Raw genomic sequence first — 21,991 nt, forward strand, 5'->3', positions numbered from 1 at the left:
GATGCCGCCCTGCCTTTTCGGTCTCCGGCTCCGCCTTCGGGGGTGCTCCCCCGACCACTGCGGTACTCACGACATGATCTCCTCTTGTACGTCGTCGATTTCCGGGTCCGCGACGAGCGCGCCGCCCGGTTTGCCGGTGAGGGAAAGGAAGACGTCGTCCAGACTCGGCCGGTGCACGTTCGCGTCGACCACGCAGACGCCCGCGTCGTCGAGTCGGCGCAGCGCTTCCACCATGGTGCGCGAGCCGTCGCCGACCACCACCGACACCTGGTCGGTCCCGGCCTCGTGACCGGGTTCGCCGACCCCGACCTGCGCCAGCACCACGAGCGCGGGCGCGGCGTCCTGGCCGGCGGCCAGCGTCACGGTGAGCCGGTCGCCGCCGATGGAGGTCTTCAGCTCGTCGGCCGAGCCACGCGCGATGACCCGCCCGTGGTCGATGACGGTGATGCGGTCGGCCAGCAGATCGGCCTCTTCCAGATATTGCGTCGTGAGCAGCACCGTGGTGCCGTCGTCGACGAGATCGCCGATGACGCCCCACATGTCGAGCCTGCCGCGCGGGTCCAGACCGGTGGTCGGCTCGTCCAGCACCACCACGGCCGGCCGGGCGACCAGCGCGCCGGCGAGGTCGAGCCGACGGGCCATGCCGCCGGAGTAGGTGCCCGCCCTGCGGTGCGCGGCGTAGTCGAGCCCGAGCGCGCTGAGCAGCTCGTCGGCCCTGGCGGACGCCTGCCGCGGAGACATCCCGTACAGCCGCGCGACCATGCGCAAGTTCTCGTAGCCGGAGAGGTTGGCGTCGACGGCGGCGTACTGGCCGGACAGGCCGATCCGTTTGCGCGCCGCGGCGGGATCGCGCAGCACATCGATGCCCGCCACCCGCACCGATCCGGCGCACGGCTTCAGCAGCGTGGTGACGATCCGCACGGTCGTCGTCTTGCCCGCGCCGTTCGGTCCGAGCAGGCCCATCACCGTGCCGGTGGGGATATGTAGGTCGATCTCGTCCAGCACCCGGACCCGGCCATAGTTCTTCACCAGGCCGGTCACCTCCACCGCGAAACTCACGACGTCACCTCACCGGCGCTCGGCTCCGTCGTGCCCAGCCACGTCCGCAACACCGGCCCGATCACCGCCAGTGCCTCCGGGGTGGTCATCGCCGAGTGCTTGCAGCGCAGCTCGTGATCGTGGATGGCGCCGGTGACGTACGGATGCCAGGCGCCGGCCCGCCGGTCCGGGTCGGACCGGTTGATCTCGTCGTCGCCCGCGGTGAAGAACACCAGGTCGCCGTCGAAGACGCCGGGCTGGAAGCCGTGCGCTTGCACCGCACCGTCGTGGTAGCCGGTGTAGAGCCGCTCGAGATGCTCGACGGTCAGCGCCGTGAACGGTCCGGACCGGGCGCGCAGCAGTTCGGCCGCGTCGCGCAGGCTCATCTCCGGATCGATCTCCGCGCCGAGCTCATCGCTGCCGAGCTCGCCGACGATCTCGGCGATGCTCGGAGTCGCGTGCTCGAGCAACTCGTCCGACAGCCGGTAGCTGTCCATCATCGACAGCAACGCGACCTCGTCACCGGCCTCCTGCAGTTGCACTGCCATCTCGTGGGCGATCAAGCCGCCGAGCGACCAGCCGAGCAGGTGGTAGGGGCCCTCGGGCTGGATCGTCTTGATCGCGTCCACATAGTGACTCGCCGCCTCGGGGATCGACTCGTAGCCTTCCTCCCCGGCGACGTGCGGAGCCTGCAACCCGTACACCGGGCGGTCCGGCGCCAGATGCGCGAGCAGTCCCGAGTAGCACCAGGCCAAGCCGATCGCCGGGTGGACGCAGAACAGGGGCGCCTGGTCCGGCGCCGTGCTCGGCCGGATCGGCAGCACCGGCTCCAGCACCGAGGCGATCGCGGCGCCCGAGGTCGCGCCCGCGTGGTCGAGGCGTGCGGCGATGGCCGCGGGGGTCGCATCGCCGAACATCAGCTGCACCGGCAGGTCGATGCCCGTTTCCCGGACGTGCGCAACCACTTTCGTGGCCAGCAGCGAGTTGCCGCCGAGTTCGAAGAACCCGTCGTCCGCGCCGACCGACGCCACGCCGAGCACCGCGGCGAAGGCCGCGCACAGCGCCGCCTCCGTCGGGGTGGACGGTGCGCGGTAGCCCTTGGTGGCGGTGAAGACCGGCTCGGGCAGCTTCGCGCGATCCAGTTTGCCCACCGGGCTCAGCGGTACCTCGTCGAGCAGCATGATCGACTGCGGGACCATGTAATTCGGCACCTGCCCGGCAAGATGCTCGGTCAGCTCGGCCGGAGTGAGCGTTACGCCGTCACGCGGCTTCACATACGACACCAGTGCTGTCGCGCCCGCCGGGGTGCGGTGCCCGATGGTGGTGGAGAACGCCACCGCGCCGTGGCGCGCGAGCGCGGCGTCGATCTCGCCGAGCTCGATACGGAAGCCGCGGATCTTCACCTGGTGATCGGTGCGGCCGACGTACTCGATCTCCTGCGCCGAATCCGCCGCGGGCCCGTCGTTCCTCGATCCGGTCCACCACCGCACCAGGTCACCGGTCCGGTACATCCGCTCCCCTGGCTTCCCGAACGGATTCGCGACGAACCGCTGCGCGGTCAGGCCCGGCCGGTTCAGGTAACCGCGCGCCAGCGCGTCTCCCGAAAGGTGCAATTCACCGGTGACCCCGACGGGTGCGGGATGCAGGCGCGCGTCGAGGATGGTCGCGTTGACGCCGCGGATGGGCCCGCCGATGGTGATCGGCCCGCCCGGCTCCATCGGCTGCGAGATCACCGTGACGATGGTGGTCTCGGTGGGGCCGTACACGTTGTAGAGGTTGCGGCCGGGCGCCCACCTGGTCACCAGATCCGGCGGCAACGCCTCGCCTCCGACCAGCACGTGCTGGAACCCGGTGATCCCGGTGGGGTCGACCGTGCCGAGGGCCGAGGTGGTGATGAACGCGTGCGTGATTCGCTCCTGGATGAGCAGCCGCCGCAGATCGTCGCCGCCGACCACGCCCGGGGGCGTGATCACCAGGGTCGCCGCGCCGCCGAGAGCCAGCAGCAGATCGAGCATCGCGGCGTCGAAGCTCGGCGTGGCGAAGTGCAGCACGCGGCAGCCCGGCTCGACATCGAACCGCTGCGCGGTCTCGGCGGCGAAGTTCGACAACCCGCCGTGGGTGACCACGACGCCCTTCGGCGTGCCGGTCGAACCGGAGGTGTAGACCACGTACGCCGGGTTGTCGATCCGCAGCGGCGCGGGGCGTTCGGCGTCATCGATCGGCGCGTCCGGCGCATCGAGCACCAGCCCGCGGAACTGCGGGTCGTCCAGCACGATCCATTCCGTGCCCGCGGGCAGCTCACCGCGGTAGTCCGACAGCGTGATGCCCAGCGCCGCACCGGAATCCGACAGCATGTGCGCGATGCGCTGGTGTGGGTACAGCGGGTCGACCGGCACGAACGCCGCCCCGGTCTTGGCCACCGCGAGCACCGTGGCCACCGACTCGACCGACCGCGGAATACCCAGGGCCACCAGCGTTTCCGGGCCTACGCCGCGCCGGATGAGCACCCGCGCCAGCCGGTTGGTCCAGCGGTCCAGCGCACCGTAGGTCACCTCGGTGCCCTCGGAGACCAGAGCGACCGCCGCGCGGTCGACGTCGGCCGCCTGCTCGAACACCTCGGGCAAGGTGACCGGCCGGTCCGGCTTCGCACCGCGCACCGGAGCCAGTCCCGACCACTCGGCGGGATCGAGAAGTTCCAGATCGCCGACCGCGGTGGTCGGGCTGGCGGCGATGGCCGCGAGCAGCCGGGTCAGCCGCTTGCCGAGGCGCCGCGCGGTCGGTTCGTCGAACAGATCCTTCGCGTAGTTCACCGCGACGCTGATACCGGCCGGATCGCGGTGCGCGGTCTGCGCTTCGGTCAGCGTGAACTGGAGGTCGAACTTGGCGACTCCGGTGTCGGAGTCGGCCGCCTCGATCCGCAGCTGCGGCAGCTCGAGCCCGACCACCGGCTCGTTGCGGACCGACAGCATCACCTGGAACATCGGGTGGTGCGACTGGGACCTGGCCGGGTTGAGCACCTCCACGAGGCGCTCGAACGGCAGCTCCGCGTGGGCGAAGGCGTCCAGGTCGGTTTCGCGCACGGTGTGCAGCAGATCGGTGAACCGCGCGTTCGGGTCGATCCGCGTGCGCAACACCAGCGTGTTGACGAACATGCCGACCATCCGGTCCAACGCGGGATGACCGCGGCCCGCGATCGGCGAGCCGATCGTGATGTCGTCGGTGGCGGTCATCCGGTGCAGCAGGACCGCGAGCGCGGCGTGCAGCACCATGAAGAGGCTGACATTGTTGCTGCTCGCGATCGTCTGCAGTTCGCGGTGGGTGACCGCGTCCACCGTGCACTCGACGGTGTCGCCCCGGTAGGACGGCGCGGGTGGGCGCGGACGGTCGGCCGGGACGGTCAGCAACTCGGGGATGCCGTCCAGGGTGCGCCGCCAATAGTCGAGCTGCCTGCTCACCAGCGAGTCCGGGTCGTCCTCGGTGCCGAGCAGGTCCTGCTGCCACAGGGTGTAATCGGCGTATTGCACCTCGGGCTCGGGCCAGTCGGGCGCGATGCCCGCGCAGGCCGCGCGGTAGGCGACGGCGACGTCGGCGGCCATCGGTTCGAGCGACCAGCCGTCCATCGCGATGTGGTGCACGACCAGCACCAGAACGTGCTCCTCGGATACGCCGGCGACGCCGGTCGACACCGAGAGCAGCGCCGCGCGGATCGGGACGGTGGTGGCGAGGTCGAATCCCGGTGCGGCGAAACGGCGTACGGCGGCCTCGACCTGGTCGGGCGGCACCGTCGCGCGGTACAGCGAGATCGCCGCCTCGTCCGGATCGAGGACGGCCTGGACGGGTGCGCCGTCGATCTCCGGGAACACCGTGCGCAACGTTTCGTGCCTGGCCTGCACCGCGTGCAGCGCGGAGACGAGCGCGTCGACGTTCAGACGGCCGGTCATGCGCAAGACGAGCGGGATGTTGTACGCGCCTGCGGACCGATCCGCGGCGGAGGCGCCGCCGGCGTTGAATCGGTTGAGGAACCACAGCCGCCGCTGTGCGGCCGACAGCGGGATCCGCTCCGGACGACTCCGGCGCACCAGCGCGGGACGTCCCTCGTCGGAGTGGGCGCCCGCGTCCAGTAGTTCGGCGAGAGCGGCGACCGTCGGCGTGGCGAAGACGGTGCGCACGGCGAGCCGCACGTTCGTCGCGGCGGCCAGCCGGGCGACGAGCTGCGTTGCCAGCAGCGAATTTCCGCCGATGTCGAAGAAGCTGTCCTCGGCACCCACACCGGGCACGCCGACCAGCTCGCCCATGACCCCGGCGACCAGGCACTCGGCCTCGGTCCGTGGCTCGCGGCCCGCGGCATCGGTGACGTGCCGCGGTTCCGGCAGCGCCTTGGTGTCCAGCTTGCCGACCGGCGTCAGCGGGATGGTGTCCAGCACGGTGATGCTCGCGGGCACCATGTGCGCGGGCAAGCGCCGCGCGAGGGCGGCGCGCACCGCCCCGACGTCGACGCCGGCTTTCCGGTCGGCGGGCTGGATGTACGCGACGATCCGGTCGGCGTCCGCGATGCGGCGTACCTCGGTGTGCGCGAACCGGACCGCCGGATGGTCGAAGAGTGCGACGGTGATCTCGCCGAGTTCGATGCGGAACCCGCGCACCTTCACCTGGTGATCGCTGCGGCCCAGGTAGACCACCTCGCCGGCCGCGTTCCAGCGCACGACGTCACCGGTTCGGTACATCCTGGCGCCGGCGGGGCCGTACGGGTCGGCCACGAAACGCGCCGCGGTGAGCCCGAATCGGTCGAGGTATCCGCGTGCCACGCCCAGGCCGCCGAGGTACAGCTCGCCCGGCACGCCGACCGGCACCGGGCGCAACCGCTCGTCGAGCACCAACGCCCTGGCACCCCGCACCAGGGTGCCGATGGTGATCGGCTCGCCGATCACCATCGGGCTCGACGCAGTCACGACGATCGTGGTCTCGGTGGGCCCGTACACGTTGTAGAGGTTGCGGCCGGGCGCCCACCTGGTCACCAGCTCCGGCGGCAACGCCTCGCCGCCGATCATCAGCGAACGCAGATGCGGCAGCGACCAGTGCTCGTGATCGATGGTGGCCAGGGCCGCGGTGGTCATGAAGGTGTGGGTGACCCGCTCACGTTCCAGCAGTGCGGCCAGCTCGTCGCCGCCGTAGATGTCCGGCGGGCAGACCACCATGGCCGCACCGGAACCCACCGCCAGCAACAGGTCGAACACCGCCGCGTCGAAGCTCGGTGTGGAGAAGTGCAGCGTGCACGAGTGCTCATCGACGCCTATGCGGTCGCGGATTTCGTCGGCGAAGTTGGACAGACCGGCGTGGGTGACCGCGACTCCCTTGGGGACGCCGGTCGATCCGGAGGTGTAGATCACGTACGCGAGGTCGGACACGTGGGTGGCGCGCACCCGGTCCGAGTCGCCGATCGGCGCTGCGTCGTGTCCGCCCACTTCGTCGACGAATTCGGGGCCGTCCAGCAGCAGCCACTCGGTGTCCACCTCCGCGGGGGAACTCGCCCGCAGGCGCTCGGCGTGCTCCGCGGCCGTGATGCCGATCGAGCAGCCGGAGTCGCTGAGCATGTGCCGAAGGCGATCGGCCGGGTACTTCGGGTCGACCGGCACGAACGCGGCGCCGGACTTGGTCACGGCGAGCATGGCGACGACCGAGTCGATCGACCGGGTGAGGCCGAGCGCGACTCGGTCCTCCGTCCCGAGCCCGCGCGCGATCAGCGCGCGCGCCAAACGGTTCGAGCGCTGATCGACCTCGGCGTATGTCAGCGTCGTGGCACCCGAGCGCAGGGCCGGGTGGTCCGGATACCGGCGCGCGGTGGCGGTGAAGTAGTCGTCCAGCGTGCACGGCGGGGCAATCGGCCCGCCCTTCGCGGGGACGAGCGTGCGGCGCTCGTGTTCGGTGCGCGCGTCGATGTCGCGCACCAGCACGTGTGGTTCGGCTGCGACGGCGGCGAGCACTCGCAGGAACCGGTCGGCCAGCGTCTCGATCGTCGTCTCATCGAAAAGCTCAGCGGCGTAGACGAATTCGAAGCTGCCCGGATCGCCGAGGTGCGCTCCGGTGTCGAAACCGATGTTCGCGACCCGCAGCTCCAGATCGAATTTCGCCAGCGCGATATCCAAGGGCTCCGCGCGCAGAGCGAGGCCGGGCAGCTCCAGCGTCGGCACGGGGCCGTCCTGCACGCTCAGCGCCACCTGGAACAGCGGGGGCCGGCCCGACGAGCGGGCCTCGCGGCCGAGTTCCTCCACGATGCGCTCGAACGGGATGTCGGCGTGCGCCATCGCGGCCAGCTCGGTGTCGCGGTCGGCACGCAGCAAGTCGGCGAAGCCACGGTCCGGGTCCACGTCGGAGCGCAGCACCAGCGTGTTCACGAACATGCCGACCAACTCGTCGAGCTTGGTGTCGGTTCGGCCCGCCACCGGTGTGCCGATCACGATGTCGCGGCCGCCGGTGACGCAACGCAGCAGCACCGCGAAGGCCGAACGCAGCACCATGAACTTGCTCACGCCCTGGTCGCGGGCGATCTCGGAAAGCCTGTGCTGCACCGGCTCCGGCACGGTGAAACGCACGGTTCCGGCCCGCTGGGTCGGCTCCTTGGGGCGCGGCCGGTCGTAGGGCAGCGGCAGTTGGTCGGGAATGTCCGCCAGCGCGGTCCGCCAGTACTCCAACTGGGTGCTCGCCACACTGGCCGGGTCGTCTTCCGCGCCGAGGCACGCGCGCTGCCAGAGCCCGAAGTCGGCGTACTGCACCGGAAGCGGAGCCCAGGACGGCGAATTACCCTCGTGCCGTGCCGCATACGCGGTCGCGAGGTCCTTCGTCAGCGGACCGAGCGACCAACCGTCCGCGGCGATGTGGTGCAGCACGATGCCGAGCAGATAGCGCTCCGGCGAGGTGCGCAGCAGCGACAGACGCACCGGCGTCTGCCTGGTGAGGTCGAAACCGGTGTGCGCCAAGGCTTCCAGCGCGGCCTTGGCCCCGGAATCGTCGATGTCGGTCGCCACCACGTCCGGCACCGCACGCTCGACCGGCAGCACCACCTGCTGGGCGCCGTCGGCATCCTCCGGGAAGACGGTTCGCAGCACTTCGTGTCGCCGCACCAGATCGGCGACAGCGGCCTGCAAGGCAGGCACGTCCAGCTCACCGGCGATGCGGATCACGAAAGCGATGTTGTACGCGCTCGATTCGGGCGCATATCTGTTGAGGAACCACAACCGCTGCTGCGGCAGCGACAATGGGATACGTCCCGGACGCGGCGTCTGCACCGCCAGCGCCGGCCGCTGCGTCCGGGGCGCCGCGGCCAGCTGCACGGCGACCCCGGCGACGGTGGGCATCTCGAAGATCGACCGCACCGGCAGCTCCACGCCGAACTTCGCGTGGATCGCGGCGGCCAGCCTGGTGGCCAGCAGTGAATTGCCGCCGAGATCGAAGAAGCTGTCCTCGGCCCCGGTGACCGGGCGGCCGAGGATATCGCCGAACACGCCCGCGACCTGCAACTCCAGCTCGGAGCTCGGCGCACGAGAGGTGCCGGAGGCCGCGAACACCGGCTCCGGCAACGCCTTCCGGTCCAGTTTGCCCGCCGGCGTGACCGGAACCTCGTCCAGCACGGCGATCGACGCGGGCACCATGTAGCCGGGTAACCGCTGGCGCGCGGTCTCCAGAACGGCCTTCGGCTCGACCGGCCGGTCGGCCGTCACATAGGAGGCGAGCCGCACCTGGCCGTGCGCGTCGGTGTGCACCACGGTCAGCGCGAAGCGGACGCCGGGATGCATGCGCAGCACGTGGTCGACCTCGCGCAATTCGATGCGGAAACCCCGGATCTTGATCTGGTCGTCGGCGCGTCCGAGGAAGCGCAGCTGCCCCGACCGCTCCACGACCACCAGATCGCCGGTGCGGTACATGCGCTCGCCGCGCCTGCCGTGCGGGTTGGCCACGAACCGTTGCGCGGTCAGACCGAAGCGGCCGAGGTAACCGCGGGCCACACCGGGGCCGGACACGTACAGTTCGCCCGGCGTGCCCGGCGGCACCGGATGCAAGCGGTTGTCCAGCACGAACAGCCGCATGCCGCGCACCGGCATGCCGAGCGGCACCGGGCGGCCCGGGACCATCGGCCCGGACGCGGTCGCGGCGACGGTGGCCTCCGACGGGCCGTACATGTTGTGCATGCGATGCCCGGCGGTCCAGGTCTCGACCAGTTCCTCGGAGCAGGCGTCACCGCCGACGATGACCGCCTGGAGGTCGTCGAGTCCCTCGTTCGGCACGGTGGCCAGCGCGGCAGGCGTCACGAACGCGTGCGTCACCCGTTCCTCGCGCAGTAGCGTGGCCAGTTCGGCACCGCCGTACATGCCAGCGGGGGCGATCACCATGGTGGCGCCCGCCGCGAAGCCGAGCAGCATCTCCAGTACCGACGCGTCGAAGCTGGGCGAGGAGAAATGCAGCGTGCGCGCTGAATCCGAGAGGCCGAACAGATAGGTCTGCTCGGCGGCGAGGGAGGCGATGCCCGCGTGCGTGACGACGACCGCCTTGGGCGTGCCGGTGGAACCGGAGGTGTAGATGAGGTAGGCGGGTTGGCTCACCCGCATCGGCTGGTGCCGATCGGCGTCGGTGATCGGATACGCCGGATAGCCGGCGAGTTCGGCCGCCAACTCGTCGGAGCCGAGCACCAGCCAGTCGACCTGGGACTTACGGTGCCTGCCCTGCGGCTCCGGCCAGGCGGGCATGGCGGTCAGGCTCGCGGAGTCGGTCAGGCCGACCATGGCACCGGAGTCACCGATCATGTGCGCGATCCGCTCACCGGGGTAGCTCGGGTCGATCGGCACATAGGCGGCACCGGTCTTGGCGACGGCCCACACCGCGGTGATCGCGTCCAGGCCGCGTGGCAGTGCGATCGCGACGACCGTCTCGGGACCGGCGCCGTGTTCGATGAGGGCGCGAGCCAGGGTGTTCGACCGCTCGTCGAGTTCCCGGTAGGTGGTGTCGGCGCCCAGGTAGCGCACCGCCACCGCGTCCGGCAGCCGCATGGCGGTGCCGGTGAGCAAGGTGGCCAGGGTGATCGGCGCCTCGGCCGGTGCGCCGCCGAGGGGCACCAGGTTCTCGGTTTCCCTGCGGTCCAGGATGGGCAGGTCACCCACCGCGAGCTCGGGCGCGGCCACACCCCCGCTCAGCACCGCGACGAACCGGCGGGCGAACGACCGCACCGTGCTCTGGTCGAAAAGATCAGTGGCATAACCGAATTCGGCCGAAAGTGGCCCATCGCCGGTATCGTCGTGCACGACCAGTTGCAAGTCGAACTTCGCGACGTCCGTGGCGATCGGCAGCACCCTGGCTCGCACACCGGGCAGGTCGATGCGCAGATCCGGCGCGTGATCGTAGGACAGCATCACCTGGAACAGCGGGTGGCGGGATGGCGAGCGCTCGGGGTTGACCACCTCGACCAGCCGCTCGAACGGCACGTCGGCGTTGGCGAAGGCGTTGAGGTCGGCCTCGCGAACCACGTCCAGCATCCGGTCGAAGCCCGCGGCCGGATCGACCTCGGTGCGCAGCACGAGCGTGTTGACGAACATGCCGACCAGATCGTCCAGTGCCGGGTCCGAACGGCCCGCGATGGGCGTACCGATCGCGATGTCCCCGCTCGCGCACAGCCGCGACAGCAACGTGGCCAGGGCCGCGTGCAGCACCATGAACATGCTCACGCCCCGGCTGGCCGCCAATTCCACCGCGGCGCGGCGGATCTCGGCCGGGATGGTGAACTCGACCCGGCCGCCCACCGTGGACCTGCGCAGCGGGCGCGGCCGGTCCAGCGGTAGGTCGAGTTGGTCGGGCAGCCCGGCCAGCGCCGAGCGCCAATGCGTCAGCTGACGACTGAGCGCGCTGGCCGGATCCGACTCCTCGCCGAGCAGTTCACGCTGCCAGAGCGCGAAGTCGGCGTACTGCACCGGCAGATTCGTCCACTGCGGCGCGGCGCCCTTGGCGCGCGCGGACACCGCGGTCATCAGGTCACGGGCCAGTGGCGCGATGGACCAGCCGTCGCCGCAGATGTGGTGCAGCACGATGAGGAACACGTGCTGCTGCGGTCCGGTGCGGTACAGCGCGACCCGGATCGGTGCCTGACTGCGCAGGTCGAATCCGTATCCGGCGTATTCGGTGGCCAGCGCCGCCACGTCGGCGCCCGCGGCCTCGATCGGGTCGAGCATCAGCGGAATCGCGTCGGCCGGGTGGATCAGCTGGTAGGGCCCCTCCGGTGAGTCCGGGAAGGTGGTGCGCAGGCTCTCGTGCCGTTCGATGACATCGACCAGACCGGCGCGCAGCGCCGCCACGTCCAGCGGACCGTCGAGCTCGACGGCCAGCGGCATGTTATAGGCGGCGGCGTGCTCGGAGAACCGGTTGAGGATCCACAAGCGCTGCTGTGCCTGGGACAGCGGGATCCGGTCCGGCCGCTCGGCGGGCGTCAACCGCGGCGACGACGCGTCGGAGGTCTGCATGGCGAAACGCTGGGTGAGCGCCGCGATGGTCGAGGCCTCGAACAGATCGCGAATGGTCAGCGCGGTGCCGAGTGCGGCGTTGATCCTGGCCACCGCACGCGCGGCGATGAGCGAGTTGCCGCCCATCTCGAAAAAGCTGTCCTCGACGCCGATCTCGGTGTCCAAGACCTCCGTGAAGATGCCGGCGAGCACCCGCTCCACCTCGGTGCGCGGCTCGGCCACCGGCCGGATGGTGCGGGTGCCGACCGCGGGTGCGGGCAACGCTTTGCGATCGATCTTGCCGTTGGCGTTCAGCGGCAGCTCGTCGAGCTGCATCAGCGCGGAGGGCACCATGTACCCGGGCAGCGTGCGCCGCAGGGCGGTCAGCAGCGCGGCGGTGTCCAGGCGTACATCGCCGTCCGCGTGCTTGGCCGCGACGACGTAGGCGATCAGCTCGTCGCCGGTGCGCCCGGCATGCGCCACGCAGACCGCTCGGGCGACGGCCGGGTCGTCCAGCAGCGCGGCCTCGATCTCCCCGAGTTCGATGCGCAAGCCGCGGATCTTGACCTGGAAATCGCTGCGGCCCAGGTATTCCAGCACGCCCGGTTGGCCGCCGGAGCGGCCGACCTGCCAGCGCGCCAGGTCACCGGTGCGATACATCCGCGCGCCGGGCGTGAACGGGTTGGCCACGAACCGGTCGGCGGTCAGGCGGGGCTGTCGAAGGTAACCGCGGGCCAATTGAACACCGGCGAGATACAGTTCGCCGACCGCGCCGGGCGGGACCGGTTGCAGCCGCGAATCCAGCACGTAGGTCTGGGTGTTCCACACCGGCGAGCCGATCGGCACGCCGCTCGCGTCCGGTGCGCAAGGCCAGTAGGTGACGTCAACGGCGGCTTCGGTGGGGCCGTACAGGTTGTGCAGCTCGCAGGTCGGTAATGCCGCGTAGAACTCGCGGACGGCGGCGGCGGGTAAGGCCTCGCCGCTGCAGAACACCCTGCGCAGGCCGGTGCAGCCGCTCAGGTCGGCCTCGGTGACGAACACCGAAAGCATCGACGGTACGAAATGTGCTGTGGTGATGCCTTTTTCCGCGATGACGCGGGCGAGGTAGGCCGGGTCGCGGTGGCCGTCGGGTGCGGCGACGACCAGGCGCGCGCCGATCTGCAAGGGCCAGAAGAACTCCCACACCGAGACATCGAAGGTCGCGGGTGTCTTCTGCAGCACCGCGTCGGTGCGGTCGAGCGGGTATTCGTGCTGCATCCAGCGCAGGCGGTTGACGATCGCGGCGTGCGTGACGCCGACGCCCTTGGGCTTTCCGGTCGAGCCGGAGGTGAAGATCACGTACGCGAGGTGATCGGGGCGCAGTTCGCCGCGGCGGTCGGCGTCGGTGATCGGCGCGTCGTCGAAACCGGATACCCGGACGGTGTCGATGTCCAGCCTCGGCGCGACCTGCGGCAGGTCCAGCTCGTCGCGGGCCGCGGTGAGCACGCACAGCGGTTCGGCGTGACGCAGGATCTGCCCGATCCGCTCGGCCGGATGCTCCGGGTCCAGCGGCAGGTACGCCGCGCCCGCCTGGACGATCGCGTACATGCCGATGACCAGGTCGACGCTGCGACGCAGGCACAACGCGACCGTGGTATCCGGACCGGCGCCCCGGGCGATGAGCAGCCGGGCCAGGCGGTTGGCGCGCGCGTCCAGTTCGGCGTAGGTCAGCGCCTCGTCGCCGAATTCGAGCGCGATCGCGTCCGGGTCGGTCGCGGCGCGCTCGGCGAACAGGCTCGCGAGGGTGCCGTCCTGCCGGGGCGTCTCGGTGGCGTTCCACGCACGCAGGACCTGTTCCCGCTCGATGTCGGTGATCGCGACGAGCGATTCGGCGGGTGTCTGCGGATCGGCCTCCAGGAACCGGCCGAAGAAGTCCAGGTAGCGCGCGTGATGCACGCTGACCTCGGCGTCACTGTAGAGCCGGGGATTGGCTTCGAAGTCGATACGGAGGCGGTCGCCGGCTCCGTTGTAGACGTTGACCGACAGATCCTCGACCGGACCGGTGGCCAGCACGTGGATCGACCCGACCAGGTTGCCGAACCGCAGCTCGTTGTGGAACAGCATGAGGTTGACCATCGGTCCGAAGAACCCGCGCGCGTCGCGGGAGTAGCCGCTGTCGCGCCGGATGTCCTCGTGACGGTAGCGCTGATGGCGCAGGGCGCCGGTGATCTGCAGTTCGGCCGCTTTCACCAGGTCGGCGACCGTGGTGGAGTCGTCCATCCGCAACCGGATCGGCACGACGTTGGACACCACGCCCGCCGAGCGGCGCAACGACACCGTGGTGCGCGCCGAGACCGGCAGGCTCAAGACCACGTCGCGGTTGCCGGTCACCGACCGCACATAGGCCGCCAGCGCCGCGACGAACATCGCGGCGTCGGTGGTGTCGGACGTGGTGGTCGCCGCTTGCAGCGCGGCGTGGCGCTCGTCGTCGAGGACGGCGGTCGCGAGTCTGCGGCCCGCGTCGTGCGTGGCGGCGGTGAGCCGAGCGCCACCGAGGGTCACCGGCTCGCCGACCCCGGACAGCTGCTCGAGCCAGTACTCGCGATCGTTGTGGAATCGGCTGGAACTGTGGTAGCGCGCCTCGTCGGCGTAGATCTCGGCCAGGGGGTTCGCACGCGAGGCAATCGGCTCGGTCTGGTTCTCCAACGCCGTGTAGATCTCCGCCGTCCGGGTGAGCGCGTTCATCGCGCCGTAGCCGTCGATGGCGATGTGGTGGGCGCACGAATACCAGATGTAGTCGGACTCCCCGATCCGCAGCACCGCGTTGGAGGTCAGCGGGTCGCGCTCCAGATCGATCGGCGAGTTCGTGTGCTCGTGCATCCAGCGCAGCGCCGCCGCGTGCGGATCGGCCTCCGAGCGCAGGTCGATGCGGGCCCAGCCGGGCCGGTGTACCGGATCGACGAGCTGGTACGGACTGCCGTCGATCTCCACCAAGCGGACCTGGCCGACCTGGGTCTCGGCGCCGAACCGCTCGATCGCGTACAGCAGCCGCCCCTCGTCCAGATCACCGTGGATCTCGACGTACTGCGAAATTGTCAGCGGTACGTCGGGACGGATGCGCTGCGCGTACCAGAGTGCCGTCTGTGCGGGTGACAGAGCAAACGGTTGTGCCGAAAATTCGCCGGATGAACATTGGTCGACGCGATCCGTGGCCAATGAACTCATCAATCACTCCGTTCTGCCGCTGTTGACGCAACTCCCCGAGCACCATCACAGCAAGCGCACGCGCGCAAGCCGGGACGTGATCCACGCCCTATGATTCGGAGCATCACATCAGCCGGATTGCCAGCGTTTTGGATTTGTTTCACATCCAACGCCCTTGGCAGAAGGCCATTTTGGTTGGTTACATTTCCGCAAACATTGCGACTCGATGAGGTCGAGCCAAAAGGAAACAGCACCGCACCAGACCGTCCAATGCTACTCCGACGCTCAGTGGAGTTATCGAGCTAACGCCGCGCAACGCAACACCGTCCCATTACTTTCGGGACAAGTTGGGGGCAAGAACATACCGAGTGTTCGGTTATTTCCGGTTCGGTTGGACTACCGTTCGTGTGGTCACGCCAGAGTGGTCGGTGGAGTTGTCATCGCGCGTGGATCGCCGCCGGATGATCGCGGCCAGTACGGCGGCAGCGGTCAGAATAGCGAAAACTCGCTCCGGTGCCGGGCCAATTCGCGTAGCAAGCGTGTTGTCGTCGCGGAGCGGAAGCTCCGCGACCAAGGCGGCGGGCACGAACAGCGCCGTTTCCTGCCGCACGCTGCCATCGGCGGCGATAATCGCGCTGACACCCGAGGTGGCCGCGACGACCAGCGCCCTGCCGTGCTCGACGGCACGGATACGCGACATGGCCAGCTGCTGATACGTCATCTCGCTGTCACCGAAGGTAGCGTTGTTGGTGGGCACGGTGAGCAACTCGGCGCCCGCGCGCATCGCGTCTTCGAACGACCTGTCGAAGGCCACCTCATAGCAGGTGGCGACGCCGATGTCGATACCCGCGGCCTGTACCACGCCGTCGCCGTGGCCGGGGACGAAATAGCCTGCCCGGTCGGCGTATTCGGAGAACAGCCGGAAGAAGCCGCGCATCGGCAGGTACTCGCCGAAGGGCTGGATGATCTTCTTGTCGTGCCGCTCCCCCGGGCCCGCCGCGCCGTTCCACACCATCACCGAGTTGGTGGTCGTCCGATCCGAATTGACCAGCACCGCGCCGACCAGGATCGGTGCGCCGATCCGCTCGGAGGCCGCGGTGATCAAGGCGGCGGCGTCGCCGTTGCGCAGCGGATCGATGTCCGAGGAGTTCTCCGGCCAGATCACCACGTCCGGTCGCGGTGCGCGGCCCGCCGCGACGTCCGCGGCCAATTCCTCGGTGCGCCGCACATGGTTGTCCAGGACGGCGCGCCGTTGTTCGTTGAAATCCAGTCCGAGCCGTGGCACGCTTCCTTGGATCGCGGCGACCGTGACCGTTCGGTCACCCGAGTCCGGGCCGGGCAAGGCGGAGCGGAGCAGCAGTCCGGCGACAGGCATGGCAGCCACAGTGAGCACCGCCGCGGCATACCCGAGCCGGGTCGCCCTGGCACCGATCGCGGACGTTCCTGGCTCGACATCGGAGGCCGATACGTCGCCCCTCCCTGGTGCACGACGCGACCACAGCAGGGACACCAGCGCCGCGGCGCCGGTTCCGGTGAGGGCCACCGCGAACCCGACCAGCGGTGCGCCACCGACCGCCGCCAGCGACAGGAACCAGCCGTCGGCTTGGCCGAATGCCAAACGGCCCCAGGGAAACCCGCCGAAAGGGAAGCTGGAGCGACCCCACTCGGCGGTCGTCCAGGCCAGCGCCACCCACAGGGGCCAGCCGGGCAGCGTGCCGACGAGCCGGGCGAGCAGACCGAAGACGCCCACGTGGACCGCGCAGGCGGTGGACAGCGCAAGCCACGGCACCGGCCCGACGTAGATGCCGGTCCACGGCAGCAACGGAACGAAGAACGCAAGACCGGCCAGGAATCCGTAAGCGAACCCCGCGCGCAGGCGCCCAGCGCTTCGGACGACCAGCGTGAGCACAGCGATGCCGACCGGCGCGAGGAACCACCACGGCCGGGGCGGAAAGCTGCCGAACAGCAGCAGTCCGGCGAGGATCGCCGCGCCTGAGCGCGCCGGCACCGGACGCCTGCGCACCGCGGCCGACAGCGACCGCATCCATTCCGCTACCCGCTCGCGCACCATCACCCGGCTACCGTCCGCCATTCGGCCGCTATCCGCCACTCGGCGCACGTACGCCGCATAGGAGAGCGCTCGACCGACGCCCGCCACACACCGAACGACCCCCAGTGCGCAGCGCCTGCCGTTTCACGGCCGACATCCACTGCGTCGCCGCTGGCTGCCGCCCGCCTCTCGGCAGGTTGGACCGGCGTCCGACGCTCGGAGGATCCTTGCCACTGAGCTGTGGTACGACCGCCTGGGTGGGCGCGATCGCGACCACCTGCGATTTCCCACTGCCTCTCGAAATCGGGACGCGGATGCGAGGCCCCGAGCCGCTGCGCCGAGGCGGTTCGAGCACTGCGCGCAAGCCAACGTAAGCCAGCGGTCGAACGATGCCGGGGTCCGCGCGCATCTCGCCCGTCATCGCGCACCGCAATGCCCAGCCGGCGACCGGCGAGTTCCGACGTCGGCTCGCCGCCGACCGGATCATGCCGCATAGATCGTCGCTCCCCGGTGCACGGTGCGCAGGCACGTCGGCAGCGGTGAATCATGTTCCAGCGCAGGCAATCCAGGGACGCGCGACCGCGGGTCGGTGGACCAGCGCTGGACCGAGTCGGCGGCAGCGGCGACGACGAGTTCGTCGGCATCCCAGATCGCGTAGGACGCGGGAGCACCCGGTACCAGCGTGCCCGCCACACCGTCGCGTACCCCGCCGGCGCGCCAGGCGCCGCGCGTCGCCGCGGCGAAGGCCGCGCGCGGCGACAGCCCGTACCCCGGGGTGCGATGGTTGGCCGCGGCCCGCACCGCCGCCCACGGATCGAGGGCGGTGACCGGGGCGTCCGAGCCGATCGCGAGGGCGACACCGGCGGCGGCCATGGCGGCGAACGGGTTCAGGGTCGCGGCGCGGTCGGCGCCGAGCCGCGCCGCGTACATGCCGTCCGGCCCACCCCAGGCGGCGTCGAATCCCGGCTGCACACTGGCGATTACGCCCCAGCGCGCGAGTTTCGCGATGTGCTCGGCATCGACCAGTTCGGCATGCTCGACGCGGTGCCCGAGCGCGGCGACGGCGGGCCCGCCGAGTTCCTCGACGACCCGGTCGATACCGGCGACGAGCGCGTCCATCGCGGCGTCGCCGATCGCGTGGAATCCGGCCTGGATACCCGCCACCGTGCAGGCACGGACGTGCTCGGTGATCGCCTCCGCATCGAGATAGCTTCGGCCGCAACCCGGCTCGTCGGCGTAGGGCGCGCGCAGCCAGGCGGTGCGCGACCCGAAAGAGCCGTCTACGAACAGGTCGCCGCCCAACGCGTGCACGCCGAGTTCCCCGACCAGAGCGCGTGCCTGTTCGGCGCTGCGCACCGCCTCCCCCCAATACGCCCGGACCTGCACGCCGTGGTCGAATTGAAGCAGTTCGCGAAGGTCGTCGCGCCCAGCGATCTCCGGGCCCGCGCATTCGTGCACCGCGACTATCCCGCGCGCGGCGGCGTGATCCAGTGCCGCGGCGCGGGCCCGATCCCGTTGCGCCCGGGACAGACTCGCGAGCGCGGCGGTGCGCACCAGATGGTGGGCCGCGGCCCGCACCGGCTCGCCGCGGGTGAACCCGTCGGTCGAGGTCAGCTCGGGCAGCGTCTCCAGCAGCGCCGAGGACGCCACGGCCGAGTGCGCGTCCACGCGGGAGAGGTAGACGTGGCGACCGGCACCCGCCGCCGCATCGATCTCCTCGACGCTGGGCGGACGGCCCTCCGGCCAGGTGGTCTCGTCCCAGCCGTCACCCAGGACCGCGCCGTCGGGGTGTGTCTCGGCGAACGTGCGCAGCAGCCGCAAGCAGTGTCCGAGCGACTCCGCGCCCGACAGGTCGAGACCGGTCAGCTTCAGCCCGAGTGCCGTGACGTGCACATGCGGATCGACGAACGCGGGCGCGACGAAGGCGCCGTCGAGGTCGACGATCTCGGCCTCCGGGTGCAGCGCGCGTCCTGGCTGCTCAGCACCGAGCCAGACCACGGTCCCGTCGGTCACCGCCATGGCCGTGGCGTCGGGTGAACTGGCGCTGTAGAAACGACCGCCGATCAGCAACTGGGTACTCACGGGGCACCAGTCTGCCGTATGCCCGAACCGGCGGTTTCGGTCAGCCGTTCAGTACAGGGCGGCGCGCCAGATCCTCCTGCTGCGCCAGCACCGTCATCACCTCCGCGTACTCCGGCGGCGCGCCGCCGGTTCCGCCCGCCGCCGTGGACCGGCAGCCCGCCTCCACGGCGATCAGCTCCAGCCGCAGTGCCGCGGCCGTGAATCCGGAAATCGACTGTCCCGCAGCGGCCGCCGCACGTCGCACCGCAGCGGCCAGCTCCTCGCTCACCGTCACGGTGAGTTGCTCGGTGGCCATCGCGCCACGATAGCCCGTCGACGCGCCACACGGAACCGGGCGGCGGCGATTTCATGCTCAGGACGGGCTGATCGCGCGGCGAGCGTCGCCCTGTCCGTCGTCGTACCACTGCCGCACCACGACACCGTCGATCACCTCGTCGCCGTCGATGACGACACCGCGATAGGGCGCCGCGGCGGCGATGCTGCCGAACCGTCGCGCCGCGAACGCCGTGACCAGCGGACGCACCAGAAACCGCGTCGGGGGCAGCAGCAGGAGCAGACCGAGCAGCGAGGTGACCAGGCCGGGCACGAACATCAGCACACCACCCGCCGCGACCAGCGCGCCGTCGGCCACGGCGGTGCCAGGCGCGATCTCTCCGCGACCGGCCCGCCGGAACTGCTCGAAAACCCGGCGGCCCTGCGAACCGACCAGCAGCATGCCCGCGGCCGATCCGGCGATCAGCACCAGAATCGTCGGCAGGACGCCGATCAGCTGACCGACCGCGACCAGCGCGGCGATTTCGACGACGACGTACAGCACGAACAACAACGCGGCCATGGCGATCCCTTCGGACGATCTACCCGGTCAACGTCCGGCATGCGCGTTTTTCTCCCGTGCCGCCTGATAAGACACTGAGATCGGCCTGGTCAGCCGCCCGGGCGAACCAGGCCTGTCTCGTAGGCCAGGACGACCGCCTGAACCCGGTCGCGCAGACCGAGTTTGGTGAGCACCCTGCCGACGTGCGTCTTGACCGTGGCCTCGGAGAGGTACAGCTGCTCGGCGATCTCGGCGTTGGAGCGGCCCGCCGCGATCTGCTCGAGCACTTCGCGTTCGCGGGCGGTGAGCACGTCGAGCACGCCCGGGTCGCGGGTGCGGGCCGGATTCTCCGCGATGAGACGGTCCAACAGGCGCTTGGTCACCTTCGGCGAGACCACCGCGTCACCCGCCGCGACGCTGCGGATGGCCGAGATGAGGTCTTCCGGCGGGGTGTCCTTCAGAAGGAATCCGCTCGCTCCCGCGCGGAGCGCGCCGAGCGCGTGCTCGTCGAGGTCGAAGGTCGTCATGACGAGCACCCGGCTGCCGTGCCCGGCCTCCACGATGCGGGTGGTGGCGGCGACGCCGTCGACGACCGGCATCCGCACATCCATCAGCACGACGTCGGGTCGCAGCTCCGCCGCCCTGGCGATCGCGGCGGCGCCGTTGGCCGCCTCGCCGATCACTTCGATGTCGGGGTGCGCGCCGAGCACCATCTTCAATCCCATACGCATGAGTTCCTGGTCATCGACTACGAGAACGGTGATCGGCACGCCCCCAATGTAACGTGGGCGCATCCGCGTCTCGGGCGTCCTGCGGCGCGACGATCCCGGCGGCCGCTCCCCGACTTCGGATCCGTGACCGAATCCCTTTGCGGCGCAGCGATTCACGTGCGGCGACCGGCACGGAGCTCGGCTCAGTCCGCAGGGCCGGGCCGCAGCGGGATGCTCGCGTGTACCCGCCAGGCTCCGTCGGCGTCGGCGCCGGCGTCCAGGCTGCCGCCCAGCACGGCGACCCGCTCGCGCATCCCGACCAACCCGAGCCCGCTGCCCTCGATGCGGCTGGCCGGTTCGTGCAGCGGCACGCCGCCGCTGTCGGTGACATCGATCAACACGTCGGAGTCGGTGCGGCGCACCCGCACCCACGCTTTCGGGTGCGGGCCCGCGTGCCGCAGCGTGTTGGTCAGCGATTCCTGCACGATGCGATGCACGCCGAGACTGACCTCGGGCGCGATGTCGTCCAGTTCGCCGGTCAGCTCGAGCTCCACGGCGAGGCCGGTGCCGCGCATCATCTCCACGACCTTGGCCAGGCCTGCGGTGCCGTGCTGGGGCAGCTGGTCGGGCGCGTGCTCGGTACGCAGCAGGGCCACGGTTCTGCGCAGTTCGCGCAGCGCTTCGCGGCCGGTGCTCGCGATGGTGGTGAGCGCCTGCTCCGCCGCGTCCGGGTCGCGGCGCAGCGCGTATTTCGCGCCGTCGGCCTGCACGATGATCACGCTCACCGCGTGCGCCACCACGTCGTGCAGTTCCCGGGCGATGCGGGTGCGTTCGGCCGAGACGGCGTCGTGCGCGCGGCGCTCTTTGCTGTCGTCGGCGACCGCCAGACGCGCCGCGACCTCGGCGTCGTAGGCGTGCCGCGCGCCGATGAACTCCGCGAGCGTCCAGCTCAGCGCGTAGAACATGGCCGTGAAGACGATGTCGGGCCCGGCCGGCCGGTCGATCGCCACGATCGAGAGCACGACGTCCACGCCGAGGCCGAGGCCGAACCACAGTCCCTCGCGCCGCCCGACGTAGGCGACCAGCGTGTAGAGGATGATGCCCTGGGACAGCAGCGCGATGTGGTCGGCGTCCTCCTCGGTCAGGAAGCCCACCAGCGACGCGGTCATCGACAGCGCCAGCGTGGCGACCGCCATCGCCCGCGGGTACACCCGGCGCAGCACCACCGGAAGCGGAAGCAGCACGCCAACGGCCAGATACGCGAGCTTGTTGTGCGCGTTGCCCACGCTGACGATCTCGAGCAGCAGAAGCGTCGCCGCCAGCGCCGAGTCGGCGACGATGGGCTGACCCCGAAGCCACAGACTGAACCGACGCACGGGTTCAGCCTAGGTGTGCCCCGCCCGCACCCATCGCGGCGCGGCGGACGACGGGTGCACAGGGTGCCCGTGGGCCCGGCGAGAAACATCGCGCTCGACAACGTCGCGGGACCACTGACTGCGCGACCGGCCGGGAACGCGGCCGGAAGAGTTGCCGCACCCTCGACCCCTGCGACACCGCTGTGCACCGCGCGGCCCGAACCGGCCACGCTGCGGGCCGCACGCCACCGCCGGATCGGCAATCGAGTCCGCGGTCTGGT

Annotated in this window: 8 protein-coding genes; all 8 read right to left on the bottom strand. The window is 70.4% G+C overall.

Going from position 1 to position 21,991, the window contains the following annotated elements; genetic code table 11:
* Window positions 1-66: 66 nt before the first annotated feature.
* The 8 genes from ACWPXK_RS13630 to ACWPXK_RS13665 all read right to left on the bottom strand — a co-directional run bounded on the left by ACWPXK_RS13630 (window position 67) and on the right by ACWPXK_RS13665 (window position 21,731).
* A complete protein-coding gene (locus tag ACWPXK_RS13630) occupies window positions 67-1,059 on the bottom strand; it encodes an ATP-binding cassette domain-containing protein (protein WP_454196481.1) in 993 nt (330 codons plus the stop codon).
* Window positions 1,056-14,720, bottom strand: coding sequence for an amino acid adenylation domain-containing protein (locus tag ACWPXK_RS13635; protein ID WP_454196482.1), 13,665 nt, complete (start codon window positions 14,718-14,720; stop codon window positions 1,056-1,058). The genes ACWPXK_RS13630 and ACWPXK_RS13635 overlap by 4 nt, the downstream gene beginning before the upstream one ends.
* A gap of 355 nt (window positions 14,721-15,075) precedes the next feature.
* Window positions 15,076-16,743, bottom strand: a complete 1,668-nt coding sequence (gene lnt / locus ACWPXK_RS13640; RefSeq protein ID WP_454197030.1) for an apolipoprotein N-acyltransferase — start codon at window positions 16,741-16,743, stop codon at window positions 15,076-15,078.
* Window positions 16,744-17,232: 489 nt separating this feature from the next.
* Window positions 17,233-18,831, bottom strand: a complete 1,599-nt coding sequence (locus ACWPXK_RS13645) for an amidohydrolase (protein WP_454196483.1) — start codon at window positions 18,829-18,831, stop codon at window positions 17,233-17,235.
* Between the two features lie 40 nt (window positions 18,832-18,871).
* Window positions 18,872-19,126 (bottom strand): hypothetical protein, encoded by a 255-nt coding sequence (locus ACWPXK_RS13650; protein ID WP_454196484.1) that lies wholly within the window; start codon window positions 19,124-19,126, stop codon window positions 18,872-18,874.
* Window positions 19,127-19,183: 57 nt separating this feature from the next.
* A complete protein-coding gene (locus ACWPXK_RS13655) occupies window positions 19,184-19,666 on the bottom strand; it encodes an FxsA family protein (RefSeq protein ID WP_454196485.1) in 483 nt (160 codons plus the stop codon).
* 89 nt (window positions 19,667-19,755) lie between these two features.
* Window positions 19,756-20,415, bottom strand: coding sequence for a response regulator (locus tag ACWPXK_RS13660; protein ID WP_454196486.1), 660 nt, complete (start codon window positions 20,413-20,415; stop codon window positions 19,756-19,758).
* A 143-nt stretch (window positions 20,416-20,558) separates the two neighbouring features.
* Window positions 20,559-21,731 carry a sensor histidine kinase gene (locus ACWPXK_RS13665; RefSeq protein ID WP_454196487.1) on the bottom strand — a complete coding sequence of 391 codons (1,173 nt, stop codon included), beginning with the start codon at window positions 21,729-21,731 and terminating at the stop codon, window positions 20,559-20,561.
* Between the last annotated feature and the right edge of the window lie 260 nt (window positions 21,732-21,991).

The organism is Nocardia sp. Marseille-Q1738 (genome assembly GCF_965283145.1).